The organism is Rhizobium tropici CIAT 899 (genome assembly GCF_000330885.1).
Lineage (GTDB): Bacteria > Pseudomonadota > Alphaproteobacteria > Rhizobiales > Rhizobiaceae > Rhizobium > Rhizobium tropici.
Genome location: NC_020059.1, coordinates 1,054,933 through 1,078,913, shown reverse-complemented (window position 1 = coordinate 1,078,913; position 23,981 = coordinate 1,054,933). Strand labels below are relative to the sequence as shown.

The window sequence follows — 23,981 nt, the reverse complement described above, 5'->3', positions numbered from 1 at the left end:
GAGGAAACCATGACCGTCTTCGTCGCCCTGCTACGTGCCGTCAATGTCGGCGGCACCGGCATGCTGTCCATGGCCGATCTCAAGGCACTGTGCGAAGAGATCGGCTTTCAGGATGTGCGCACCTATATTCAGAGCGGCAATGTGGTCTTCCGCGCCGGGGAGGATGAGGCAACGGTGCAGGCTCGGCTTGAAAAGGCGCTGGCGGCCAAGATGGGCAAGTCTCCGGGCGTGATCCTACGCAGCCGCGAGGCTCTGGAAAGGGCGGCTGATAATTCGCCCTTCCCGCATGCCAAGCCGAACTACCTGCTGGTGACTTTTCTACAGGAGGCGGCACCGGAGGATGCGCTCACCAAGCTCGTCGCACCCGGCGGCGAAGAGGTCCATATCGCCGGTCTCGAAATCTATGTGCACTACCCAGATGGCTCCGGACGCTCGAAGCTGAAACTGCCGGCCTTGAAGGCAGGCACGTCCAGAAATCTCAATACGGTGCGCAAGCTTGCGGAGATGGCACGGGAGCTGGAGGACAGCGGACGTTGAAATCGGCACAGCAAAGCCGATTACGATATCCGCCTTGCGCCTCCCACGCACCGGCCCTACCTTAGGAGCATGAGCTCTCCTCTTCACGATGACACCGCGCTTCGGGCGCCGCCGATCGCCTTCGACAACAGCTACGTGCGCCTGCCGCCGCAGTTCTTTGCCGACCAGGCGCCGACGCCGGTTACGGCGCCGCAGCTAATCAAATTCAACGAGGTGCTGGCACGGGAACTCGGGCTGGATGTGGAGACGCTGAAGCAAAATGCAGCGGCAATCTTTTCCGGAAACGAGCTGTTGCCGGGATCGCAGCCGATCGCCATGGCCTATGCCGGACATCAGTTCGGCAATTTCGTTCCGCAGCTCGGCGATGGACGCGCGATCCTGCTTGGCGAGGTGAAGGATCGCAGCGGCAAGCGCCGAGACATTCAGCTCAAGGGTCCGGGACCGACGCCGTTTTCTCGCCGCGGCGATGGGCGCGCCGCACTTGGCCCGGTTCTGCGCGAATATATCGTCAGCGAGGCCATGCATGCGCTCGGCATTCCGACGACGCGGGCGCTCGCGGCCGTGACATCAGGTGAGCCTGTCTATCGCGAGGAAGTATTACCCGGTGCGGTATTTACCCGCGTGGCGGCAAGCCATATCCGCGTCGGCACCTTCCAGTTCTTTGCGGCGCGGGGCGATACGGAGAGCGTGCGGACCCTGGCGGATCACGTCATTGCCAGGCATTACCCGGAAATCAGAGACCGCAAGAACCCTTATCTTGCACTGCTAGAAGCCGTGGCCGATCGGCAAGCATCATTGATCGCGCGCTGGCTCCATGTCGGCTTCATCCATGGCGTGATGAACACCGACAATATGACCGTTTCGGGCGAGACGATCGATTTCGGTCCCTGCGCCTTCATGGATGCCTATGATCCGGCGACCGTGTTCTCGTCCATCGACCGCACCGGCCGCTATGCCTATGCCAACCAGCCCGCGATCGGCCAATGGAATCTTGCGCGCCTCGGCGAGACACTGATCCCGCTGATTGACCCCTCCGTCGATGTGGCGATCGATCTGGCAAATACGGTTATCAAAGCCTATGGCGAACGCTTTCAGGCCTGTTGGCTTGCCGGCATGCGCGCCAAGATCGGGCTTGTGAGCGAAGAGGACGGCGATCTGGACCTGATCCAGTCGCTGCTGGCGACGATGCATCAGCAAGGCGCTGATTTTACCATCACCTTCCGCCGACTTGCGGCACTCGCTGCAGACGAGGACGTGACCGATTTCGCCGCCGCGTTCAACGACCCGCAAGCAGCGACATTATGGCTTGGACGCTGGCAGGAGCGGCTCGCTCGCGATCCGCAGACGCCGGCGGCGCGGTCGGCGGCGATGCGCAAGGTCAATCCGGCCTTCATCCCCCGCAATCACCGAATCGAACAGGCCATCGAGGCGGCGGTCGAGGATGGTGATTTTTCGTTGTTCGAAGCGTTGCTGAAGGTGCTTGCAACTCCTTACCAGGATCAGCCTGCTTTTGCGCCTTATGCCGAGCCGCCATTGCCGACGGAACGGGTGCTTCAGACCTTCTGCGGCACCTGAGGAAGCTTAACCGCACAAGCCCCAGACAGGCTTGCAGAGTCATCGTCGTCTCGACCCGCAGGGAGATATGACGATGAAAGTGCACAGCGGCACTCAAAATTATTTCAGCACGCCGATCCGCAGCCAGCAAAGCAGCGACAGTGACGACAGCACACCCTTCTCGCTGCCGGACGACGGCGACGGCCAGCAGGACGATTCGCAGGGACCGTCCATCTCGTCCAGCGGCGTCCCCTCCTCGATTTCATCCGGCTTCTGGCTCAGCCAGTTTGGCAGCGCATCGTCTTCGACCTCGAGCGACGGCAGCGAGCAGGATGGCGTGGCGGCCGCGGACGGAAGCAGCTCGGCATCGTCAAGCGGGCAATCCGATCAGGACGTTCTCGACGAGTTTGCCAAATGGGCGAACATGACGCCCGCGCAGAAGATCCGCGCGCAATATCTCGAGGCACATGGCCTGACGGAAGATTCGTTCAAGTCCTTGCCGGCCGACGAGCAGAAGGCAATCAACGACCAGATTGCCGATGAGATCAAGCAGAAGTTCGGAGCCGGCAACACTGATGATGATAGCGATCAGGAAACGGACAGCGCAGCTGCGGCATTGGCGCTGGTCTGAATCAATTGCCAAACCACTTGAAGACGATACGGACTTGATTCACATCTCGCTCTTATCGTCTTGTTTTCATTATCGATATCTCGCTATTGCCCGACCATGTCGACAACGATCTTGCCGATCTCGGCAAACACTGCCTCGACGTCCTTTGCAGGCGCGGTCGCCTCGGCAACAAAGGTCGTGACCAGGATCGCACCCCGGTCCGGCGGCCAGATGACAGCGATATCGGCATAGGAACCGTTATTGCCGGTACCGGTCTTGTCGCCGACCTTCCATTCCTTCGGCAGGCCGGCCCGCAAGCGATTATTTCCCGTCGTATTGGCGACGAGCCAGTTTACCAGCTGCTCCCTCGATGTTTCCGACAGCGTATTGCCGAGTGTCAGAAGGCCGATCGAATCCAGCATCGCATCCGGGGTCGTCGTATCGCGTGGGTCCTCTTTTATGGCCTGGTTGACATCCGGCTCGTTGCGGTCAAGCCGGGTCTCGGTGTCGCCTGTGGTGCGCAGCCACGAGGTCAAAGCCGCGGGTCCGCCGAAACTTTCGAGCAGAAGATTGCCAGCCGTATTGTCGCTCAGCGTGATCGCAGCTGCGCAGAGTTCGGCAATGGTCATGCCATCGCCGTCGGCATGCTTTTCTGTTTCTGGCGAATAGGTGACGACCTTGTCCTTGCCATAGGTGACGCGGCGGTCGAGCTTTTCCGTGCCCTGATCGACGCGCGCCAGCACAAAGCCGGCAGCAAGCGCCTTGTAGGTGCTGCACAGGGGAAAATGCTCCTCCTCGCGATGGCCGAGAGAAATATTGGTTTCAGTGTCGAGTACGGAGACACCGAGGCGCCCGCCGGTCTTCTTTTCCAGATCGGCAAGCTGCTTGTCGACATCGTCGGACAGCTGCGAATTATCCTGCGTTCCGCTGCTGTCTTCCATTCCCTGGCCGCTGGCATCGGGTGCTGCCGAATTATCCGTTGTGGGCGGCATCTGTGGCGAGGCGCTGCTATTCTGGGCAAAGAGCGCGTCGGGGCCGAGCGTCAGGGCGGGAAGAAGCAGCGCCGAGCCCGCCATGAGGCGGCGGCGGGTGAGCAATGTGGGCATACGAGGGGCCTCCAGCAGAATCGGGCAGATTTTGGCTATGCGAGGAATATGGCAAGCCTCTGACCTTACCGATTGCTAGCGGATTCTATGCCGCCTTGTCGACGGTAACTTCGACCGTCACGTGCGAGAGCTCGTGGATCTCGGCAAGCAGCGCCTTGTAGAAAGACGGATCGCGCGAGACGGGCGTCGCGACCGCAACGATAGCCGCATGATGCCCAGGGCCGACCTGCCATACATGCAGATCGGTAATCCGATCCCCATCCGTTTCGATCGCTTCGCGGATCTCCTCAGGCAGATCTTCACCCGGTGGGATAAAATCCAGGAGAACCGCGCCGGAGGCGCGCAGCAGACTCCAGGCCCATTGCAGGATCACCAGGCCGCCGACGATGCCCATGACGGGATCGAGGAAGGTCCAGCCGAAACGGCTGCCAAGCAGCAGGGCAACGATGGCGAGAACCGAGGTCATCGCATCGGCGATGACATGGACATAGACCGAGCGCAGATTGTTATCCCTGCCACCTTTTTGGCCATGGTCGTGATGGTGATCGTCATGATGATGGTCGTGATCGTGCGTATGGGCGTGGCCATGGCTGTGCCCGTGGCCGGCGTAACCGTGGTGATGATGGCTGTGATCATCGCGCAGAAGCCATGCGCTGACGAGATTGACGATAAGACCGACAACAGCAATTGCGATGGCCTCGCGGAAATTGATCGCCACCGGATCGAGCAATCTCAGTATGCTCTCCCAGCCCATGATCAGCGCGATCAGCGCCAACACGATCGCGCTGGCAAAGCCCGCGAGATCGCCGAATTTGCCGGTGCCGAAGGTGAAGCGTGCATTATGCGCATGCCGGCGCGCGTAGAGATAGGCGAGCGCCGAAATCAACATGGCGCTCACATGGGTCGACATATGCCAGCCGTCGGCGAGCAGCGCCATCGAGCCATAGATCGTGCCCGCGCCGATCTCGACCACCATCATGACGGCGGTCAGCGCGATGACAAGCCAGATGCGGCGTTCGTTACGCTGATGGTCGGAGCCCAGAAAAACATGGCTGTGGCCCATTTCGGAGGAAATGCTCATGACTTTACTTTCTCGTTCGGCGCCTGGCGCCTGTCATCGCAGATAGGTCTTCAGCACGTCGGCTATCTCATCGACTGCCTGACGACGAGCCTCTTCGCTTTCGGCATGCAGCACATGTTCCTGCAGATGGTCTTCCAGAACCTCCCCGGTCAATCCCGTCAAGGCGCCGCGAATGGAGGCGAGCAACTGCAAGATTTCCCCGCAGGGACGCTCGGCCTCGAGCGCCCGCTCCACCGCTTCCATCTGCCCTTTGAGGCGGCGGACGCGAGAGAGAAGCTTGGCTTGCTGACGAATGGTATGGGACATCGTAGCCTCGATTTATAATATAGGGAGGTATACTATTTGTGATGATGAATTGGAAGCCAAATTTCGTGGCGACGACCGGACGATGAGGTGGCCGACAGTATCTCGGCCGGCGGTCACAGCTACCTGGCCTTGCAATTTCGACGAATGGCCTCATATATTGCTCTAGAGACTAGAGGTATGGAGCACGCAATGCTGACCATCGGCGATCTATCAAAGCGGACCGGCGTGAAAGTGCCGACAATCCGCTATTACGAACAGATGGGCCTGATATCGGAGCCGGAACGCAGCGAAGGAAACCAGCGGCGTTACTCCAAAGCCGATCTTGAACGCCTCGCCTTTATCAGGCATGGCCGCGACCTGGGCCTGACGATCGACGCCATCAAGGAACTGATCTCGCTCAGCCAGCATCCGGACCGCCCCTGCGTCGGCGCCGACCGTATCGCCAAGGAGCATCTCGATGACGTTCGCACCAAGATCGCACGACTGAAGAAGCTCGAGCATGAGCTGGAGCGTATCGTTTCGCATTGCGACGGCCATAGCATCGAAGACTGCTATGTCATCCGCGCACTTTCCGATCACGGCCTGTGCGAACACGAGCATTGAGGCCCCATTGACAAACGCGCTGAACCAGATCATTGATGCGCCCATGATCACGCACGCGCTCCATAATTGCTCGTATTTTTGGCTGTACCTGTAACGGGCGGCCAAGACAGATCATATTGTCAACAAGCCGCCGTCAGGCGGCTTTGTTGTATCGGCAGCGTCCTGACGGCTCATTCAAAAAACAAGGACGCAAAATGCCATGCTAGACGATAGCGACATCTCACTTCTCCGCCCTCCGGTTTTGACCATCCGCAATGCCCAGCCGCGCGACCTGCCTGAGCTCAACGACATGATCCGGCTGCTCGCCGCCCATCATGGCGACGCCTCCGGCACCACGCCCGAGCAGCTTGAGCGCGATCTCTTCGGTCCTATGCCGTGGATCACCGCGCTTGTTGCCGAAGGCGAGCAGGGACTGATCGGCTACGCCATTCTCGTGCCGCTCTACAAGGCGCAAGAGGGACAGCGAGGCATGGATCTGCACCATCTCTTCGTCCGCGACGGCCATCGCGGCCATGGCGTCGGGCAGCATCTCGTCGACCGCGCTCGCGACATCGCCCGCAAGGCGGGCTGCAGCTACCTTTCCGTGGGAGCCGCCACAGGCAATTTCCAGGCCCACCGCTTCTACGAAAACATGGATTTCAAGCCGCGCCCGGTCACCGGCATGCGCTACCTGCAGGCTCTGGCCTGATGCCGGCCTTTAAGAGGATCGCCATCCGATATTGATTTTTAGAGTGTTTCCGGTTTCGCGCATTCCGGGCGAAAAACCGATGCGCATTTGGAAATGCTTCAGTGATCGATGGCGATCCCGCGGCCTGCAAAGAACCTCTCGAAAATCTTGAGCGGCATCTCCGCATCCTCGCGCGTCGCATCGATGTGGCCGGATGGATTGTGGAAGCGGATATTATTGCCGTCGATGGCCGTCACCAGCACCAGATGGCCACCCTTGGCCGGCGGCTCGGTCTCTGGCCAGCGGATCGAATGATGCACCGACGCGATGAAGAACTCCGACTGGTCGAGGATATCGGTGATGTCGGCGACGGAAATCCCGGTGACGACGCGAGCATCCAGATCGAAGCGGTCACGAACGAATGGGACGAACGGCGCATAGATCAATCCCCTGATCCGGCCATCCGCCTCCTCGACATAGCCGCCATATTCCCGGCAACCCACGGCCAGATCCATGATCGGGATGGTTTTGCCGGTGCGGGCGGCGAGCACCATCTTCAGGCAGGCCATGCCGCAAAGATTGCCGGCCCAGCGCGCATAATCCTCGACGCTGCTAGCGCCGGATGACGCCCAGAGCGGGTCCTTCAGCAAGGCCGATTGCGCACCCTCGGCGACGACCGCCAGCGTCATGTCAGGCGTTTCCCATTGGCTGAAATAAGGAACCTTCCGCGCCACCCTTGCGTCCACGACCACCCTCTCCTGTTGCCGAATCCCATGGCTACAAGCTTGACCGGAAATACGCTAGAAAAATGGCTGTCGACTTCGATCTGCAACTGGAGATGCGACTTGGAACAGCGGTTCACATTCGATGGCGTCGCCAGCCTCTACCATGCTTCCCGCCCGCTCTATCCCGATGCGCTTTTTGCCGATGTCATCGACTTTGCCGGGCTGCAAGCCAAGGATCAGGTCCTCGAAATCGGCTGCGGCACCGGACAGGCGACAGAGAGCTTTGCTCGCCGCAGCTTCTCGGTTCTCGCGCTTGATCCCGGCGCGGAACTGATTGCTGTTGCCCAGGAAAGATTGGCGGAATTTCCGCGAGTGCGGTTCGAGCAAACCACCTTCGAAGCATGGCCGTGCGAGCCGGAGAGCCTCAGGCTGATATTCGCGGCCCAATCCTTCCATTGGGTTTCGCCGGAACTGCGCTTCGCCAGGACGGCCGCCCTCCTCGCGCCGGAAGGAACACTCGCAGTCTTCGGCAATGTGCCGATGAAGCCGGAACCGCCGCTGTCAGAAAAATTCGCGGGGGTCTACGCCCGCCATGCACCGCAACTCGCCGGTCCGCCCGTGGAAGCCTGGTATCTCCCCGATGGCCCCTTTGCTCGGGAGCTGCGGCAGTCCGACCACTTCGAAGCTCCTGCGCATCATTGCTATTCCTGGAGCCGCTCGCACACGGCACAAAGCTATACCGACCTTTTGCGGACGCTCTCAAGCTACCGGCTTTTGACCGAGGATCAGCGGGAAACGCTGCTTTCCGAGCTTGCTGATGCCATCAACGCGCATGGCGGCGTATTCGAGCTGCATTATGAAACGCATCTCTATCTCGCCAAGCGTTCAGGCGCCGCTTGAGCATCACTTCGGCGGAAGCGCCTTCAGATAGGCTGCGATCGCCTCGCGGTCGGATGCCGGCAGGTGGGCGATGTTTTGCTGGACTTCGGCCATCGAGCCGCCGGCCGAGTCATAATCTGGGGTGAAGCCGGTTTCTAGGTAGTTGGCAATGTCGCCGGCGCTCCAGCTGCCGATGGCCTTGGAGCCGGGTGTGATGTCCGGAATCTGGCCCTTGCCTTCCGGATTGGGCGCTCCCGCCAGCCATTGGCCGCTCACGAAGCCGCCGAGGTTGTCGCGTGGCGTATGGCATTCGCCACAATGTCCCGGTCCTTCCACGAGATACTGACCACGCTTGACCTTCTCGTCGGCATTGGCAAGCACGACGCGCGGCTGATCGTTGAGATAAAGGAACTTCCAGCCGCCGAGCGCCAGCCGAATATTGAAGGGAAAGGGCAGCTCGTGCGGCGGAGCGACATTGTCGCTTTTCGGCAGCGTCTTCAGGAAGCCCCAGAGATCGTTGATGTCCTTGTCACTCATGCGGGTATAGGAGCCGTAGGGAAAGGACGGATAGAGATGTTCGCCGTTTTTGCCGACGCCGCGCTTCATGGCATTGCCGAAATCGGCAAGCGTCCAGCTGCCAAGCCCCGCCTTCTCATCCGGCGAGATATTCGGGACATGGAAGGTGCCGAACGGGCTGGTAAGGGCGAGACCGCCCGAAAGCACCAGCTTGGCGTCGCCTTGCGCGCCGGGAGCCGCATGACAGCTCGTACAGCCGCCCGCCCAAAACACCATCTCGCCGTTCTTGATGTCGGGATCACCGAGATTGGCCCAATGGCTCGCCGGAAAGGGCGACGGCGCGGTGATGACGTAAAACGCGCCGCTGCCGAGGATGATCACGCCGAAAAGGCAAAGCAGCCATCGAATAAACCGCGCCATCATTCCACCCCTTAGCCTTAGCTCTAAAACCAAAGAGGCCCGCACCGGTAGAACCAGTGCGGACGCTAAAATCGATTTTTGCCTTTACGCAATTCCGGACGGAAAAGCGCCACGCACTTTTCCTGGAATTGTTCTGGGCGAGACCGACCTACCGCTTAGTCCTTCTTGATGCGGTAGGCCTGATGACAGGCGCCGCAGCTGCCGCCGAGGGTCTTCAGCGTCGCGCCGACGCCGGCCTTGTCAGCGGGAAGCTGGGCGAGTGCCGTCTCGGCATCGGTGGAAAGCTTGGCGGCATGCGCCTTGAAATCATCGAGGTTGTCCCAGATCTTCGGGTTGACCTCGGGATCGGTCTTGTCGCTCTGGGAGTTGAACTGATCCGGGAAGGCCTTGGCGGTTTCGGCGATCGTTGTCAGAGATGCCTTGACGATGTCGGCGTCATAGGGCTTGTCGCCCTTGGCAATCGCGCCGAGAGCACCCGCCGCGCCCCCGATCTTCTTCATCATGCCGATGCGGGAGTCATGCGTGCCGTCGGCCGCGACGACCGAACCCAGTGCGATGCCGGCCAGAGCCGTCGCCATCACAATCGCTTTCCACTTCATTTCGTTCTCCTACCTCTCCGAATGATCAAGACCGCCCAGGCGGCCAGCGCATGTTTGCCGGTTTCCTTTCCGGCAATGAAGTCACAAAGTGGTGAGAGCTGAATGAAATCAGCGTCGTGCAATAGACACACGCATTCGCCGCATTAGCCCTCACGCCAATTTCAGGCCCTCCCATACCGTAAACACCGAAACTGCGACAAGCAGCAGCCCAGCTGCGCGGCCTGCGAATGCGGTTGCCCCGGGATTGGCAATCAACAGGTCGCGGCTGCGCCCGGCAGTAATGGCAAGTCCGCCGTAAATGGCAAATTGCGTCGCGATGGTCATGGCTCCCATGATGACGGCCTGTATCCACATCGGCCCGTAATCCGGCTTCAGGAACTGGGGATACACGGCGAAGATGAAGAGATAGGCCTTCGGATTGATGAGGCAAGTCACCGCTCCCTGGCGGAACGCTTTCCAGGCGGAGCGGCTGCCGGCCGGCCCCTCACTCCCCACGGTGATGGAACTGCGCATCAGCGTGTAGCCGATGAAAGCCATGTAGGCGCCACCGGCAATCAGCAGCGGATTAAAGAGAATCGGTACGAAATGCATCAGCAGGCCGATGCCGATGGCACCGTTCAGCGAATGCACTACACCACCGAGCATGATGCCGCCCGTCGCGGCAAGGCCGCGGTTGCTGCCGCCGGTCAAAGAATTGGCGAGCACGAACAGCATGTCCATGCCCGGCACGATGATGATGCCCAGAAGAAGGATGAAGAAGAGCCAGAGATTTTCTGCGTAACCCATGTCAGTTGCCTATCGAGCTCTCCATGGAAACAGGAGAGGAAATGGTTGATTTTCAAGCGAATAGGCAGTCTTATAAAGAGATCCAACTGACGGGGTATTGTCAGTAACCTTCATCTTCGAGGCAAGAAATGCGCAAGGCGTCACGCCTGTTCGAGATCATCCAGATCCTGCGGCTGGCCAAAAAGCCAGTGACGGGAGCCGATATTGCCGGCCGACTGGAGGTGACGGTGCGTTCGGTCTATCGCGATATCGCCGCGCTGCAGGCGATGCGGGTGCCGATAGAGGGCGAACGCGGTATCGGCTATATCCTGCGGCCCGGCTTCGACCTGCCGCCGCTGATGTTTTCCATCGAGGAAATGGAGGCGATCGTGCTGTCGCTGGCGCTCCTGGAGCGTACAGGCGATGCGGAGCTGAAACAGGCGGCCAAGCGCGTCACCGCCAAGATCGCCGGCGCCGTGCCGCCGCCGCTGCGCCAGACCCTCGATGCCAATGCGCTGCATGCCTGGGGCTTTGCTGCACCCTCGGCTGCTGCGATTGATCTTTCGCTGGTTCGCCGCGCCATTCGCGATGAGGAAAAGCTCGACCTTGCCTATCGCGACGAACTTGGCCGCGCCACGGAACGCATCATCCGGCCGATCGCCCTCATCTACTATTCGGAGACTGCCAACATCGTCGCCTGGTGCGAGTTGCGCCAGGCTATCCGCAACTTCCGCAGCGACCGGATCGAAGGCTGCGAGGCGACGGGATTATGGTTCAAGGGCGAAGGCGACAGTTTGAGGCAGATCTGGGTGAATGGCTGGCGGACAAACACCCCAGCCGCCGGCTGAGGCGTTGGCAACATCAATCGCAAGGCCAGATCCTGTAAACCAGACAACCTCACCTCGCATCCACATACCACGGCGGAATAGGTTCAGCGTAGCGCCAGGGTTCGGCTCGTCTCGCGGCCAAAGCCGCTGATTTCCAGCCTGTCCTCACAGACCGAGACAATCGCGTAGGCGCTCGTGTCTTCCGTGTCCACCATGCCCTTGAAGTTGACGAAGTAAGTGCCGTCCGACACGCCGAAATTGCCGGCATGATTGTGACCGTTAAGGTAAGCGACGACATGGTCATGCTCTGCCAAAAGGGCCAGCAAGCGGTCGCTGTTCAGGGCATTGTGTCCATTCTCTGGGAAGATGGGATAGTGGTTCATGACGATGACCTTCTCGCCCGCCGCCTTTGCTTCCTTGAGTTTCGCGGCGAGCCAGTCATATTGTGTGTCGCCGATCGCCCCGTTCCAGCGCTGGCCATTGAGCGCGCCGGCGATCTCCAGCGCCTTCATCAGATCCTTCGCCTCCTGCCGCCGCGAATCGCCTTCCGGCGGGGCAAAGACGCTGATTTCATTGCCGTCGAGCGCGATGAAGCGATAGCCGGAAAGGCTGAAATCGTAATAGGCCGACGACATGCCGACCCGCGCCGGCACCGTGCCGAGATGAGTGGGTGCCACGGCGAAATCATGGTTCCCGAGCAGAAAATGCTTGCGATGACGCGAGGCTTCGTAGACCGGCAAAATGGCGTCGAAGCTCTTCCATTCACGATCGATGATATCGCCGAGGGTCACCACAAAGGCGAGATCATGCCGATTGAATTCCTCCATTGCCTCGCGAAGCTTGCCGAGGCTTTTCGCCGGATAGCGATTGAGGGTGAGATTGGGCGCGAGATCGGCATATTGCGGATCGGCGATGACACCGAAGCGGAAAAGCGGCGCTGATGGCATTCAGCCTCCTGTGGCGATCTCCTGGGCCGCCAAGCGACACACGATACATCAATAAGGTTGGCAGACAAGAAAACACCCGACGCCAGGAAGACGCCGGGTGCGAAAGCCAGCCTGTGCGGCGAACTTACTTCGTAGCGGCTTCGTAGCGCTCCAGGACGTAGTCCCAGTTGATCAGGCTGTCGATGAAGGCTTCGAGGTACTTCGGACGCAGGTTGCGGTAGTCGATGTAGTAGGAATGTTCCCATACGTCGACGCCGAGGATCGGGTCGGCACCATGAACGAGCGGGTTTTCGCCGTTCGGGGTCTTGGAGATTTCGAGCTTACCGTTCTTGACGGAAACCCATGCCCAGCCGGAGCCGAACTGGGTGGCGCCGGCAGCGGCGAAATCGGCCTTGAACTTGTCGTAGCCGCCGAGATCGGAAGCAAAGGCTGCTTCGAGCTTGCCCGGCAGCTTGTTGCCGCCGCCGCCCTTCTTCATCCACTTCCAGAAATGGATGTGGTTGTAGTGCTGGGCAGCATTGTTGAAGAGGCCGGCATTGGTGCCGAAGGACTTCTTCACGATTTCTTCGAGCGAAAGATCGGCAAGACCTGCTTCCGCAGCGAGCTTGTTGCCGTTGTCGACATAGGCCTTGTGGTGCTTGTCGTGGTGATATTCGAGCGTCTCACGCGACATGAAGGGCGAAAGGGCGTCGTAATCGTAAGGAAGTTCAGGCAATTCGAAAGCCATGGTCATATCTCCTCTTGGCAAAAAAAATTGCGTCGGCAGGTGAAGCGGAACATAGGAGCCGTCGCCTGGAAGAGCAACCGGCGACATGCCAAAAAAGTTGCGTGCGGGAGCAAAAATTGCCCTATTTTTCAATTAGGTATAGCATAGACTTAGAAATTAAGTGTAATGAATATTATGATGCCCGGATACAGGATGGAGCGCCTTGCCGAAACGTCGACAAGACAGCTCGTCGAGGCTAGGCTCTCAGATCTTCTACCTGGAGAGGAATGTCTGTGACGATCGCCTGCTTGCATACCGCCGAAAGCAACATCGCCGTCTACGAGGCGGCTGCAAAGGCACTTGGGCTACCTGAGGGCATGTTGCGTCATCACGTCCGCGCCGATCTTCTCCTCGCCGCCGAAAAAGTAGGGTGCTTGACGGATGAGATATCGGCGGAAGCGGCGGCGCTGCTTTGGCATCTGGCCGAGGATGCCGATGCCGTCGTGCTCAACTGCTCGACACTTGGCCCGGCGGCGTCGAAGATCGCGGCCGGCGCCGGTGCCCCGATCATCCAGGCGGATGCAGTGTTGGCAGAGCGAGCGGTCAAGGCCGGCGGCAAGGTTATCGTGCTGTGCACCGTCGAAACGACCATCGCCCCGACGACTGCACTTTTCGAAGCAGCGGCTAAGGCGACGGGTGCCGAAATCGAGGTTCGGCTGGTGCCGGGTGCATGGGCGCACTTCCGGGCGGGCGATCTATCGGCCTATCTTGCTTCCATTGCCGATGCGGTAAAAGAGGCCAGCGGCGAAAGTGCCGTCACGATCGCTTTCGCTCAGGCGTCGATGACCGATGCGGTTCATCTTCTTCCGGAAAACCGCCCGCAACCTGTGACCGGTCCGGCGGCCGCACTTGCCGCGGCAATGGCGAAGATTATGTGTAGCTGAAGCGCTACAAATTCCGCCCGAAATAGACATTGACCTCGGCTATGCGGTCGCCGGCAAAGCGGATCAGCTCGACATTGCGAAAACTGGCGCCATCCATTTTCTCGGCGCGATAGCCGACGATCACATCATCGCCATCGGGTACAAGATGTTCGATATGAATGTCGCGGAACACCTTCTCCTTCGGCCAGCAGTGCTCGAAATACCGCTTCCGGTCGATGTGATCGTCGCGCGGGCTGGAAAAGGTGAAATCCCGGGTCAGCATCGGATCGACGATATCGGGATGCTGAGCGACATAGGCAGCGAAGAGACGTTTAACCGCATCGCAACGGGCACTTTCGAGAGAATTCATGATCTGCCTCCTCTTTCGGGTCAGGGTGATTTTTGCCGCCCACCGCAACCGATTGCAAAATGCAATCAGTTAATAACGTAAGGCAGCCGAACCAACAAGCCGCTTTGCGGGCTTGGCAGCGTCGCCCGTGTGGTCCAAACTTCCCGACTATCCTCATCATCAGGAAGCCACCGCAGTGTCCGAGGCTCATAACCACATGTTGGAAAAGCTGCGCCGCCTGGCGGCAAAGGATAACCGCCCGACCGTCGCGCCGAGCGGCATCGGCAGCTATTCCACGCTTTTTACCTTCGTCACGCGCGAACGCGAGCGCATTGCCGGCTCGGCCTTTTCACAGGTTTCAATCGTCGCCATCCTCGAAGGTTCCAAGGAAATCGTCAGCATGGGACGGCAGCGGCATTTTGCGGCCGGTACGGTGCTCGTGCTGCCGGCCGGTTGGAGTGGCGATGTCGTCAACGATCCCGATCCGCAGACCGGCGTCTATCGGGCAATTTTCATCACCTTTCCCGAGGAATTGACACGGCGGGCGGCAAAAGCCTTTCCGCCTGCGCAGACCGCATCGCAGATCGACCTGCCGCTCGATCCGTTGCTGGCCGCTGCCATCGGCCATGCCGGCGAAGGCATAGTCGGTGGAAGCCTGCCGATCCCACTGATCGAGCACAGACTCGTGGAAATACTCATGGTGCTCGGCATGCGCGGTGCCCTGCCCGGTTCGCCGGAGACAACTGCCGAGGCGGTACGGGCGCTGGTGCGCTGGCAGCCGGACCGTGCCTGGACAGCCGATCTCATCGCCGCGGAGCTTGGCACGAGCAACGCCACATTGCGCCGCCGCCTGTCACGCGAGGGTGCTTCCCTGCGAGAGGTACTGGCAAGCGAGCGCGTGGCGCTGGCGACGACCCTTCTCGCGGAGGACGGGCTGTCGCTGCGGGAAGCCGCCCTTGCAACAGGATATCGCTCACCCCGACGCTTCGCCGATCGACTTCGCAGCGCGTGAGCGTTTTCGGGCGCATTTTGAGCGTTTGCGCGCGCAGCCGCTCGGCACAGATTTGTTACACCCTGCCCTCGAAGGCTCACAGAAGCCGCAACATGAAAGGGCAACATCATGAAAACCATGCTCAAAATTCTGAACGCCACCCTCATCGCAGCAGTTGTCGCCAGCCCAGCACTATCGGCCGATCTCAAGGTGACATTTGCAAAGAGCGATGGCCGGATGCTGCTGCCGGAAAATGCCTCCTGCATTTCGGCAGGGCCTGAAAAGTCGGCACCCGGTCCCAACAAGAGCCTTGCCGTATCCTGGTCGAAGGGGCCGAAGGGCGCGCGCTCCTATGCGCTGACCATGGTCGACCCCGACGTTCCCACGGACTTCTCGCTATTCAACAAGGCGGACAAAACCATCCCGAAGGATTTCAAGCGGATGGAATTCGTTCACTGGGTGCTGGCCGATATTCCCCCATCGCGCACCAGCCTTGCCGAAGGCACGGACGGAAGCGGTCCCTCAGCCAATGGCCTCCCGCTCGAGCGCACGGCCTATGGGCGGCGCGGCCAGAATGGTGCCGGCGGCGGCAATTTGAAGGATGGACCGCATGGCGGTTATATGGGCGCTTGCCCGCCCTGGAACGACGCGCGTGTCCACAGCTATCACGTCACCGTCTATGCGCTCGATGTCGACCGGCTGAACCTTCCTGACCTCTTTACCCGCGCCGATCTGCTCGCCGCCGCTAAGGGTCACATCCTGGCATCAGGCAGCCAGGAACTGTTTTATACATTGAATGCAAAGGCCGAGAAATGACCGAGACGAGATGGGATGCAGCAGCACCGGCCGAGCCGGAAACCGCGCATTGGATGCGGAACCTGATCATCTGCCTCGTCGGTTCGTTCACGACGATCGTGGCGATGACGCTGTTGCTCCCCTTCCTGCCGCTCTATGTCGAGGAACTCGGCGTCAGCGATAAAGCCGCGATCGTGCAATGGTCCGGCATCGCCTATGGCGCCACCTTTTTTGCGGCCGCTTTCGTCGCGCCGCTCTGGGGGCGCCTCGGCGATATCTATGGCCGCAAGCTGATGCTGATCCGCGCCAGCCTCGGCATGACGGTCGCCATCTCGCTGATGGGCATGGCCGGCAATGTGTGGCAGCTGGTGGCGCTGCGCCTCTTCACCGGCCTTGCCGGCGGCTATGCCTCGGGATCGATGGTGTTGGTGGCAGCCCAGACGCCGAAGCATCGCTCGGCCTGGGCGCTGGGTACGCTGTCCGCCGGCATCATGGCCGGCAATCTCGTCGGACCGCTGATCGGCGGCGCGCTGCCGCCCGTTATCGGCATTCGCGGCACCTTTCTGCTGGCGGGCGGCGTGATCTTCTTCACCTTCCTGGCAACGACCTTCCTGATCAAGGAGGAGAAGTCCACGGCACGAAAGAAAGCCGCGAAGGCCAGCGGCAGCTGGGCCTCCATTCCGGACAAACGCCCCGTCCTCGCCATGCTGTCGCTCGGCCTGCTGCTGATGCTCGCCAATATGTCGATCGAGCCGATCATAACAGTCTATGTCGCGCAGTTCGTCAGCGACGCCAACGTGACGATGGTCTCGGGCGTCGTCATGGCGGCTGCGGCGCTCGGCAGCATCCTGTCGTCCTCATGGCTCGGCAAACTCGCCGACCGCATCGGCTACTGGAGTGTCATCATGGCCGCGCTTGCCGTGGCGGCGCTGCTGTTGATACCGCAGGCTTTCGTGACCTCGGCCTGGCAATTGATCGGCTTGCGCTTCCTGATGGGCGTGGCGCTCGGTGGCCTTCTGCCCTGCATCACGGCTGTGATCCGGCATAACGTGCCGGATGCGGCGACGGGCAGCATCCTCGGGCTCTCCATCTCGTCGCAATATGTCGGTCAGGTGGCAGGCCCGGTCATGGGTGGCTTCGTCGGCGGCCATATCGGCATGCGCGCCGTGTTCCTTGGAACCTGCGTGCTGCTGGCGCTCGGAGCTGTGTATTGCTGGTGGGTCAGCCCGAAGAAGGAAGCCTCCATGTAAGGATCGATGACTTTGCTCTAGTTTGACGTCTGGAGATCGATCCGGGCAGCATTGCACCGACCGTTATAGCCGACCACAGATAAAATCGACCCCAGAACGCGCGATCGCCTCCAGCGTTTCGCGCGTATCGCCTGCGCGCGCTCGAACGGCAAGCGAATGCATGACGGCGGATGCGAGCTTTGCGAGAGTTGCAGCATTCGTCTCAGCCGGGAGTTCGCCCCGTTCAATCGCAAGCTCCACGCGTTCCTTGATCGCATCATCGAATTCATTCAGGCTGCGGCGCAACACCTCCCGCACTCGATCATGCTGAATAGCCTCTGCCGTGGCAGTGCCGATCAGGAAGCAGCCACGCGCCGCAGTCTCGCCATGCAGGTATATTTTCAGAGCCTCGGCATAGACGCACGCGAGATTTTCTCGCAGCGGCAGAGCCGGGTTGAGTGCCTCAAACAATATATCGAGGCTGTCCTCCCGGTAGCCTTCCAAGGTGTCAAGATAGAGGTCCTCCTTGTCGCCGAATGCGCCGTAGAGGCTCGGCCGGTTCAGTTTCGTCGCGACGCTCAAATTATCCAATGAGGCTGCCGAGAACCCCCTATCCCAAAAAACCTCCCGCGCCCGCCCGATGACTGCTTTGGCGTCAAAAGCGCGTGGACGACCCTGTTTTTTCCCGCTCTTCATATTTTATACTACTTCGCACAAAAATGTTGACCGAACCAATTTTATGCGAAATGGTACAAATATTCAATGGATGCCTCGCCCCTGCATCGAAAAAGGAGAAAACGCCATGAAACTCTACATGCACGCAGCCGCTTGCTCCCTGTCACCGCACATCGTTTGTCGGGAATTGGGCCTGGATGTTGAACTGGTGGAAGTGGATCGGAAGACTCATCGGACGAGTTCGGGCGAGGACTACCTTGCCATCAACGGCAATGGTTACGTGCCGGCATTGATGCTGGATGATGGGAGGGTACTGACCGAAGGTCCTGCCATCGTGCAATTCCTCGCGGAATGTTCACCGGAGGGTTCGCGCCTCCTGCCGGAGGCCGGAACCTATGCCAGAAGCCAGGTTCAATCCTATCTGAATTTCATTACCGCCGAACTGCATAAGCCAATGGCGATGCTATTCAATGCCGCTTATGAAGGCGCTCATGCCGGCATCCATGAGTTGGTGTGCAAACGATTGGATTGGCTGAACAGCCGGCTCGTCGGCCCCTATCTGACCGGTGACGACTTCACGGTCGCCGACGCCTATCTCTTCGTTTGCTTGAACTGGTCGCCGTGGATCAAGATCGACGTCGCACGAAGGTCGGCGTTACAGGAGTTCATGGCTCGCGTCAGCGCAAGACCGAGCGTCCGCCACGCGCTCCAGGCCGAAGACCTTGAGGCCTTCGAGACTGATGGCGTCTTCTTCGCGCCGCGATCCTACATTGCTTCGGCAGGTCGTGTAGGAACACCCGTGCGGCCATAAACGGCCGCACTCTTCTGCGTGTCCTTCTCCTTGTGAGAAGGGTTTATTCCTCGCTGGCGCTGCGGCCGTGAGCCCAATCCATATAGAGTTCGAGCGCCTTGCGCGCGACTGGCCCCTCCTGAAACTCCCGATCATCCAGACGATTGACGCTGACGACCTTGGAATAGTTGCCGGTCGTGAAAATCTCGTCGGCAGCCATGAACTGCTCGACGGACAGGGTTTCCTCGCGCACGTCAAAGCCTTCCTGGCGCAGCAGGCCGATGACGCGAGCGCGGGTGATGCCGGCAAGGAAGGTGCGGTTGGCGACCGGCGTATAGACGATGCCGTCCTTGACCGTGAAGACATTGGACGACGCCGTCTCGACGACATTGCCATTCATGTCGCGCACCAGCGCATTGTTGAAGCCGCGGCTTCTCGCCTCCAGGATCATGCGGCCGCTGTTCGGATAGAGCGAACCGGCCTTGGCGTCGGTCATCGCCGTTTCCGGCGAGGGACGGCGGAAGGGCGAGACGGTGAGCGTGATGCCGCCATTGCCGCCAAGCGGCGCCTCGAACAAGCAGAGCGCGAAGCGCGTCGATTCCGCATCGACGGCAACGACGCTGCCCGGCGAACCATGCTCGCCCCAATACATCGGCTTGATGTAGATCGGCGTCTTGCCGTCAAATTTCCCGATGCCTTCCCAGGCGAGCGCCTCGATCTCCTGCGAGGTCTTGACCGGCTTCAGCCCCATGGCCACGGCCGAGCGATTGATGCGCTGGCAATGGAGATCGAGATCGGGTGCGATGCCATCGAACCAGCGTGCGCCGTCGAACACGGTCGAGCCGAGCCACATGGCATGCGAGGTCGGCCCGATCAGCGGCGGATTGCCGGAGAGCCATTCTCCTTCAACATAGGTCCAGGTGGTGGTGCGGGGCGACGTATCGACGGACATGGGTATTTCCTCCCTTTGAGCGGTTCAGCTTTCGCGGGATCGCGGAGCCGCTCCATCTTTTGTTTTCGCGCAATTCCGGGCAGAAAGCCGTGACGCGCTTCGGCGGAATTGCTTTAGATGGCGAAGAGCAAATAACCCTGCAACCCAAGGGTCAAGCGGAAACTGCGCGGCAAAATTCATTTGCAACAAAGCGCCCGATACCGCATTCATAACGCAATTTTCATGCGTCGAAACAACAGCTTGACGAATGGATCCATCAGGAAAAATGATTGATCGGACTGATGTCAGGGAAGAGCGAGAACTCCCATGAAAGCCATGTATTATGAGGCCTTCGAAGCAACACCCGAGATCCGGAACCTGCCGGATCCGACGCCAGGCGAAGACGGCGTTGTCATCGCCGTCGGTGCGACCGGCCTTTGCCGCAGCGACTGGCATGGCTGGATGGGTCACGATCCGGATATCAAGCTGCCGCATGTGCCGGGGCATGAGCTCGCGGGCAAGGTGGTCGCGACCGGCCGCGGCGTCGTGCGCTTCAAGGTGGGCGACCGCGTCACCGTTCCCTTCGTGTCCGGCTGCGGCCATTGCGCGGAGTGCCACTCCGGCAATCAGCAGGTCTGCCCGAGCCAGTTCCAACCCGGCTTCACCCATTGGGGCTCTTTTGCCGAATATGTCGCGATCGACTATGCGGATACCAATCTCGTGCACCTGCCAGAATCGGTCGATGATGCGACGGCGGCCAGCCTCGGCTGCCGCTTCGCCACCTCCTTCCGCGCCGTTGCCGACCAGGCAAAGACGCGGCCGGGCGAGTGGATCGCCGTGCATGGCTGCGGCGGTGTCGGGCTTTCTGCGATCATGATCGCGAGCGCCCTTGGCGCCAACGCCATCGCCATCGATATCTCCGCCGAGAAGCTTGCCTTCGCCCGCGAGTGCGGCGCAGTGGCGACCATCAATGCGGCTAAGGTTGCGGATGTGGCCGAGGCTGTGCGCGAGATCACCAAGGGCGGCGCGCATGTCTCGATCGATGCGCTCGGCCATCCCGTCACCTGCTTCAACTCCATCAAGAACCTGCGCCGCCGCGGCCGGCATGTGCAGGTCGGCCTCATGCTCGGCGACTATGCGACGCCGCAGATCCCGATGGCGCAGGTCATCGGCCATGAGCTGGAGATCTATGGCAGCCACGGCATGCAGGCCTGGCGTTACGATGCCATGCTCGACATGCTCGCCGCCGGCAAGATCGCGCCGCAGAAGCTCATCGGTCGCAGGATAAGCCTGGAAGAAGCGGTGCCGGCGCTGATGTCTCTTGATAAAGCCGAGGGCAAGGGGATCAGCGTCATTACGCGGTTCTGATATATCCCGGTGCTATGCGCATCGAGAGAAACGGCAATCCAGAAAGAGGAAACGCTCATGGCATGGTCTGCCGGTCAATATCTGAAATTCGAAGACGAACGCACGCGCCCTTCGCGCGACCTGCTGGCTCAGGTGCCGCTGGATCGGATCGAACACGCGATCGACCTCGGTTGCGGCCCCGGCAATTCGACCGAGCTGATCATCGAGCGCTATGGTGCTGCCGGCGTCTCCGGCCTCGATAGCGACGACAACATGCTGGAGGCGGCGCGCAAGCGCTTGCCCGGCACAAGCTTCGTCAAGGCGGATCTCGCCACATGGCGGCCGGAAAAACCGGTGGATCTGCTCTTTGCCAATGCGGTCTTCCAATGGCTCCCAAATCATCTCGATATCCTCGACCACCTGATGGACGGGCTGAAACCCGGCGGCGTGCTCGCCGTGCAGATGCCCGACAATCTCACCGAACAAAGCCATCTGATGATGGAAGAAACGGCAAAGAACGGTCCCTGGAGCGATGCCTTCGCTAGGAAGGGCATCCGGCGCAATCCGCTGCCTGCACCTTCGGTCTATTACAACAGGCTGATCGGCAAGTCACAGCGCGTCGATATCTGGCACACCAACTACAATCACGTGTTGGCGAATGCGGCAGCGATCGTCGAATGGGTGAAAGCCACTGCCCTGCGTCCTTATCTCGACCATGCCGGCGACGAGCATCGCGATGCGTTCACCGCCGAATATCTGAAGCATATCGCGAAAGCCTATCCGCAGCTTGTCGATGGCAAGGTGCTGTTGCGCTTCCCGCGGCTCTTCCTGGTCGCGGTGAAGAAATAGGTTATCTATCAGTCCCGAAATGCTGGCTGACGGCGGTGCGTCGATCCCATCGACAACCAGCGCCAGCCCGCGCTAGAACATGACAAGCCAAAGCTGAAACAGCAATAGCTCCGAGGAGATAGTCGATGTCGTCCAGAAGCCCCGAATATGACCTCCAGAAGGAGATCCACGCATGACCACCCCCGACGTCGCACCGGCCCCGCCGCTAACATTCGTGATCTTTGGCGCCGCCGGCGACCTCACCCGGCGCCTGCTGATCCCGACGCTGATCAACATGACCCGCAGCGGACTTATCGGCGAGGATCTGCATATTCTCGGCATCGGCATCGAAACCGGCGGCGCCGACATGCTGCTGGATCGTCTGGAATCATTCCTGAAGACATCAGGCGACATGGACGATGCGGAGCGGCAGGCAGCATGGCAGAGCCTGCGCAAGCGCATCAGCTACATCTCCGGCGATTTCACCCAGAACGGCGTCTACAAGGAAATTTCGGATTATCTCTCGCATGCGCCGAGCGCCAACGCGGCCTTTTATTTCGCCGTGCCACCGCGCTTCTTCGGCGATATCGCCGAGAAACTCTCCGAAAACGGGCTGATGAACGAGGCGACCGGAGCTTTCCGCCGCATCGCGATCGAAAAACCCTTCGGCCATGATCTTGCCTCGGCACAGGCTTTGAATGCGCGGCTGCTGAACCATGTGTCCGAAAGCCAGATCTACCGCATCGACCATTTCCTCGGCAAGGAAACCGTGCAGAACATCATGACGACACGCTTCGCCAACATGATGATCGAGGCACTGTGGAACAACAACTATATCGACCACGTGCAGATCACGGCGGCCGAGCTTGTGGATGTCGGCACGCGCGGCAAATTCTACGATGCGACCGGCGCGCTACGCGACATGGTGCCGAACCATCTTTTCCAGCTGCTGGCGATGGTGGCGATGGAACCGCCGAACAGCTTCGATGCCGAATCCATCCGCAATGAAAAGGGCAAAGTGTTGAAGGCCTTGCGCGTCTACTCGCGGGAGGAAGCAATCAAGAACGGCGTACGCGGCGCCTATACGGCCGGCCCGATTGCCGGCAGGGACCTGCCGGCCTTCACGCAGACACCCGATGTCGCGCCCGACAGCGACACCGAAACCTTCGTGGCGCTAAAGCTATTTGTCGATACCTGGCGCTGGGCAAGCGTGCCCTTCTACCTGCGCACGGGCAAGGCGATGAAGGCGCGGGATACGGAAGTGGTCATCACCTTCCGGCCGGTGCCCTTCGCCCAATTCCCCCGCCACGAATCTCGCCCCGAATTGCCGCCGAACAGGCTCATCATCCAGGTGCAGCCCGACGAAGGGCTCGATATGGAAATCTCGATCAAATCGCCGGGCCTCGTGCTGAAAACCGCGCCGGTTTCGCTCGACTTCCGCTATGCCGACAGTTTCGACATCGGCAAGCAGACCGGATACGAAAGCCTGTTCTACGAACTCTTCGTCGGCGACCAGACACTCTTCCAGCGCGCCGACGGCATCGAAGCCGGCTGGGCCGCCGTGCAGCCCTTCCTCGACCTCTGGGCAGAAGGCGGCAAACCCGATCCTTACGCCCCCGGCAGCACAGGCCCTGCCTGCGCCGACGAACTCATCGAACGCGACGGCCGCAAATGGCATGAGATCGACGGGACGCCGAAGGGCAGGAAGATCTGACGCTGTAAAAGATCAGCTGATAGAGGCCAGCTGTCGCCCTCTAACAGGAGCGCAACGTGGCGAGGTCGGGCCTGCCTTCTGAACAACAAAAAGCCGCCGGATTTGGCCGGCGGCTTTCTTTTCAAGGCAATAGCAGCCTCAAATGAACTGGTGCAAGCCCGGCACGGAATTGACGACCTGGTCGACGACCTCGTCGCCGGCGTGCTGGCGTGCAGTCGCAATCGTCTCCTTGGCGAGCGAGCCGATTTCGCCCATGCTGAGACCGCTGCTCATCAGCTGCTGGCCGAGGGCCATCAGGCCGCCACCGCCGCCGACTGCGCTGAGCAGGCCGCCGAGCAGGCCGCCGCCACCCGTTTCCTCGCCGTTATATTGTGCAACCAGATCGGAGGCGCCCGGAATGGATTCGATCATCTTGGTGACAGGACCATCCGGAGCTTCGCGCTGCAGGAAACCGAGAATCATGCCGACGGCCTTTTCCGCAAGGTCGGGAGCGATGCCGGCTTTGGTCGCGATCTGATCAATAACTTCGTTCACTGTGGCCTCCTGCCTTTATAACGTTAA

General features: G+C 60.3%; 28 protein-coding genes. 15 read left to right on the top strand and 13 right to left on the bottom strand.

From position 1 onward, the window contains the following. Window positions 1-9 precede the first annotated feature (9 nt). The 3 genes from RTCIAT899_RS05250 to RTCIAT899_RS05240 all read left to right on the top strand — a co-directional run bounded on the left by RTCIAT899_RS05250 (window position 10) and on the right by RTCIAT899_RS05240 (window position 2,722). Window positions 10-537 (top strand): DUF1697 domain-containing protein, encoded by a 528-nt coding sequence (locus RTCIAT899_RS05250; RefSeq protein WP_015339192.1) that lies wholly within the window; start codon window positions 10-12, stop codon window positions 535-537. 69 nt (window positions 538-606) lie between these two features. Further along, complete coding sequence (locus tag RTCIAT899_RS05245; RefSeq protein ID WP_015339191.1) at window positions 607-2,112, top strand: protein adenylyltransferase SelO; 1,506 nt, start codon at window positions 607-609, stop codon at window positions 2,110-2,112. 73 nt (window positions 2,113-2,185) lie between these two features. Then, window positions 2,186-2,722: a hypothetical protein gene (locus RTCIAT899_RS05240; protein ID WP_015339190.1), complete on the top strand. Its 537-nt coding sequence runs from the start codon at window positions 2,186-2,188 to the stop codon at window positions 2,720-2,722. A gap of 83 nt (window positions 2,723-2,805) precedes the next feature. Here the strand turns inward: RTCIAT899_RS05240 and bla are convergent, their stop codons facing one another. The 3 genes from bla to dmeR form a co-directional block, all read right to left on the bottom strand. Beyond that, entirely contained in the window at window positions 2,806-3,807 is a 1,002-nt protein-coding gene (gene bla, locus RTCIAT899_RS05235; protein WP_015339189.1) for a class A beta-lactamase, read from the bottom strand. 85 nt (window positions 3,808-3,892) lie between these two features. Further along, window positions 3,893-4,888 (bottom strand): CDF family Co(II)/Ni(II) efflux transporter DmeF, encoded by a 996-nt coding sequence (gene dmeF, locus RTCIAT899_RS05230; RefSeq protein WP_015339188.1) that lies wholly within the window; start codon window positions 4,886-4,888, stop codon window positions 3,893-3,895. A gap of 33 nt (window positions 4,889-4,921) precedes the next feature. Next, a complete protein-coding gene (gene dmeR / locus RTCIAT899_RS05225; RefSeq protein ID WP_015339187.1) occupies window positions 4,922-5,194 on the bottom strand; it encodes a Ni(II)/Co(II)-sensing transcriptional repressor DmeR in 273 nt (90 codons plus the stop codon). Between the two features lie 189 nt (window positions 5,195-5,383). On the opposite strand from dmeR, the gene RTCIAT899_RS05220 reads away from it, so the two are divergent. Then, window positions 5,384-5,797, top strand: a complete 414-nt coding sequence (locus RTCIAT899_RS05220; protein WP_015339186.1) for a MerR family transcriptional regulator — start codon at window positions 5,384-5,386, stop codon at window positions 5,795-5,797. Window positions 5,798-5,996: 199 nt separating this feature from the next. Further along, the gene (locus RTCIAT899_RS05215) at window positions 5,997-6,485 is read left to right on the top strand and encodes a GNAT family N-acetyltransferase (protein ID WP_041677296.1); all 489 of its coding nucleotides are present in this window, start codon (window positions 5,997-5,999) and stop codon (window positions 6,483-6,485) included. Window positions 6,486-6,583: 98 nt separating this feature from the next. On the opposite strand, the gene RTCIAT899_RS05210 is transcribed toward RTCIAT899_RS05215, so the two are convergent. Next, a complete protein-coding gene (locus RTCIAT899_RS05210; protein ID WP_210305099.1) occupies window positions 6,584-7,153 on the bottom strand; it encodes a C39 family peptidase in 570 nt (189 codons plus the stop codon). A 156-nt stretch (window positions 7,154-7,309) separates the two neighbouring features. Between RTCIAT899_RS05210 and RTCIAT899_RS05205 the strand changes: the two genes are divergently transcribed. After that, window positions 7,310-8,089 (top strand): class I SAM-dependent methyltransferase, encoded by a 780-nt coding sequence (locus RTCIAT899_RS05205; protein WP_015339183.1) that lies wholly within the window; start codon window positions 7,310-7,312, stop codon window positions 8,087-8,089. Window positions 8,090-8,092: 3 nt separating this feature from the next. Here RTCIAT899_RS05205 and RTCIAT899_RS05200 read toward each other — a convergent pair whose 3' ends face one another. The 3 genes from RTCIAT899_RS05200 to RTCIAT899_RS05190 all read right to left on the bottom strand — a co-directional run bounded on the left by RTCIAT899_RS05200 (window position 8,093) and on the right by RTCIAT899_RS05190 (window position 10,389). Continuing rightward, complete coding sequence (locus RTCIAT899_RS05200; protein WP_015339182.1) at window positions 8,093-9,007, bottom strand: cytochrome c; 915 nt, start codon at window positions 9,005-9,007, stop codon at window positions 8,093-8,095. A 152-nt stretch (window positions 9,008-9,159) separates the two neighbouring features. Further along, on the bottom strand, window positions 9,160-9,603 hold the full coding sequence (locus tag RTCIAT899_RS05195) for a c-type cytochrome (RefSeq protein ID WP_015339181.1): 444 nt from the start codon (window positions 9,601-9,603) through the stop codon (window positions 9,160-9,162). Between the two features lie 150 nt (window positions 9,604-9,753). Then, on the bottom strand, window positions 9,754-10,389 hold the full coding sequence (locus RTCIAT899_RS05190; protein ID WP_015339180.1) for a LysE family translocator: 636 nt from the start codon (window positions 10,387-10,389) through the stop codon (window positions 9,754-9,756). Between the two features lie 128 nt (window positions 10,390-10,517). On the opposite strand from RTCIAT899_RS05190, the gene RTCIAT899_RS05185 reads away from it, so the two are divergent. Further along, window positions 10,518-11,216 carry a helix-turn-helix transcriptional regulator gene (locus RTCIAT899_RS05185; protein WP_015339179.1) on the top strand — a complete coding sequence of 233 codons (699 nt, stop codon included), beginning with the start codon at window positions 10,518-10,520 and terminating at the stop codon, window positions 11,214-11,216. An 83-nt stretch (window positions 11,217-11,299) separates the two neighbouring features. Here the strand turns inward: RTCIAT899_RS05185 and RTCIAT899_RS05180 are convergent, their stop codons facing one another. Next, on the bottom strand, window positions 11,300-12,142 hold the full coding sequence (locus RTCIAT899_RS05180; protein ID WP_015339178.1) for a metallophosphoesterase: 843 nt from the start codon (window positions 12,140-12,142) through the stop codon (window positions 11,300-11,302). Between the two features lie 124 nt (window positions 12,143-12,266). After that, window positions 12,267-12,869 (bottom strand): superoxide dismutase, encoded by a 603-nt coding sequence (locus RTCIAT899_RS05175; RefSeq protein ID WP_015339177.1) that lies wholly within the window; start codon window positions 12,867-12,869, stop codon window positions 12,267-12,269. A 266-nt stretch (window positions 12,870-13,135) separates the two neighbouring features. Here RTCIAT899_RS05175 and RTCIAT899_RS05170 point away from each other — a divergent pair, with 266 nt between their 5' ends. Continuing rightward, the gene (locus RTCIAT899_RS05170) at window positions 13,136-13,792 is read left to right on the top strand and encodes an aspartate/glutamate racemase family protein (RefSeq protein WP_210305087.1); all 657 of its coding nucleotides are present in this window, start codon (window positions 13,136-13,138) and stop codon (window positions 13,790-13,792) included. Between the two features lie 4 nt (window positions 13,793-13,796). Here the strand turns inward: RTCIAT899_RS05170 and RTCIAT899_RS05165 are convergent, their stop codons facing one another. After that, window positions 13,797-14,141, bottom strand: coding sequence for a nuclear transport factor 2 family protein (locus RTCIAT899_RS05165; RefSeq protein ID WP_015339175.1), 345 nt, complete (start codon window positions 14,139-14,141; stop codon window positions 13,797-13,799). A 175-nt stretch (window positions 14,142-14,316) separates the two neighbouring features. Between RTCIAT899_RS05165 and RTCIAT899_RS05160 the strand changes: the two genes are divergently transcribed. The 3 genes from RTCIAT899_RS05160 (at window position 14,317) to RTCIAT899_RS05150 (ending at window position 17,156) form a co-directional block, all read left to right on the top strand. Beyond that, window positions 14,317-15,132, top strand: coding sequence for a helix-turn-helix domain-containing protein (locus RTCIAT899_RS05160; protein ID WP_015339174.1), 816 nt, complete (start codon window positions 14,317-14,319; stop codon window positions 15,130-15,132). Between the two features lie 108 nt (window positions 15,133-15,240). Continuing rightward, window positions 15,241-15,927, top strand: coding sequence for a YbhB/YbcL family Raf kinase inhibitor-like protein (locus RTCIAT899_RS05155; RefSeq protein ID WP_015339173.1), 687 nt, complete (start codon window positions 15,241-15,243; stop codon window positions 15,925-15,927). Continuing rightward, window positions 15,924-17,156 (top strand): MFS transporter, encoded by a 1,233-nt coding sequence (locus RTCIAT899_RS05150; RefSeq protein ID WP_015339172.1) that lies wholly within the window; start codon window positions 15,924-15,926, stop codon window positions 17,154-17,156. The genes RTCIAT899_RS05155 and RTCIAT899_RS05150 overlap by 4 nt, the downstream gene beginning before the upstream one ends. Before the next feature lie 63 nt (window positions 17,157-17,219). Here RTCIAT899_RS05150 and RTCIAT899_RS05145 read toward each other — a convergent pair whose 3' ends face one another. Continuing rightward, entirely contained in the window at window positions 17,220-17,831 is a 612-nt protein-coding gene (locus RTCIAT899_RS05145; protein ID WP_015339171.1) for a TetR/AcrR family transcriptional regulator, read from the bottom strand. A 106-nt stretch (window positions 17,832-17,937) separates the two neighbouring features. On the opposite strand from RTCIAT899_RS05145, the gene RTCIAT899_RS05140 reads away from it, so the two are divergent. After that, complete coding sequence (locus tag RTCIAT899_RS05140) at window positions 17,938-18,621, top strand: glutathione S-transferase N-terminal domain-containing protein (protein ID WP_015339170.1); 684 nt, start codon at window positions 17,938-17,940, stop codon at window positions 18,619-18,621. A 43-nt stretch (window positions 18,622-18,664) separates the two neighbouring features. Here the strand turns inward: RTCIAT899_RS05140 and RTCIAT899_RS05135 are convergent, their stop codons facing one another. After that, window positions 18,665-19,552: a branched-chain amino acid aminotransferase gene (locus tag RTCIAT899_RS05135; protein WP_015339169.1), complete on the bottom strand. Its 888-nt coding sequence runs from the start codon at window positions 19,550-19,552 to the stop codon at window positions 18,665-18,667. A 306-nt stretch (window positions 19,553-19,858) separates the two neighbouring features. Between RTCIAT899_RS05135 and RTCIAT899_RS05130 the strand changes: the two genes are divergently transcribed. The 3 genes from RTCIAT899_RS05130 to zwf all read left to right on the top strand — a co-directional run bounded on the left by RTCIAT899_RS05130 (window position 19,859) and on the right by zwf (window position 23,420). Next, complete coding sequence (locus tag RTCIAT899_RS05130) at window positions 19,859-20,899, top strand: zinc-dependent alcohol dehydrogenase family protein (RefSeq protein WP_015339168.1); 1,041 nt, start codon at window positions 19,859-19,861, stop codon at window positions 20,897-20,899. A 57-nt stretch (window positions 20,900-20,956) separates the two neighbouring features. Further along, the gene (gene tam, locus RTCIAT899_RS05125; RefSeq protein ID WP_015339167.1) at window positions 20,957-21,727 is read left to right on the top strand and encodes a trans-aconitate 2-methyltransferase; all 771 of its coding nucleotides are present in this window, start codon (window positions 20,957-20,959) and stop codon (window positions 21,725-21,727) included. A 172-nt stretch (window positions 21,728-21,899) separates the two neighbouring features. Further along, on the top strand, window positions 21,900-23,420 hold the full coding sequence (zwf, locus tag RTCIAT899_RS05120; RefSeq protein ID WP_015339166.1) for a glucose-6-phosphate dehydrogenase: 1,521 nt from the start codon (window positions 21,900-21,902) through the stop codon (window positions 23,418-23,420). Window positions 23,421-23,558: 138 nt separating this feature from the next. On the opposite strand, the gene RTCIAT899_RS05115 is transcribed toward zwf, so the two are convergent. After that, a complete protein-coding gene (locus RTCIAT899_RS05115) occupies window positions 23,559-23,954 on the bottom strand; it encodes a hypothetical protein (RefSeq protein WP_015339165.1) in 396 nt (131 codons plus the stop codon). Window positions 23,955-23,981: the final 27 nt, after the last annotated feature.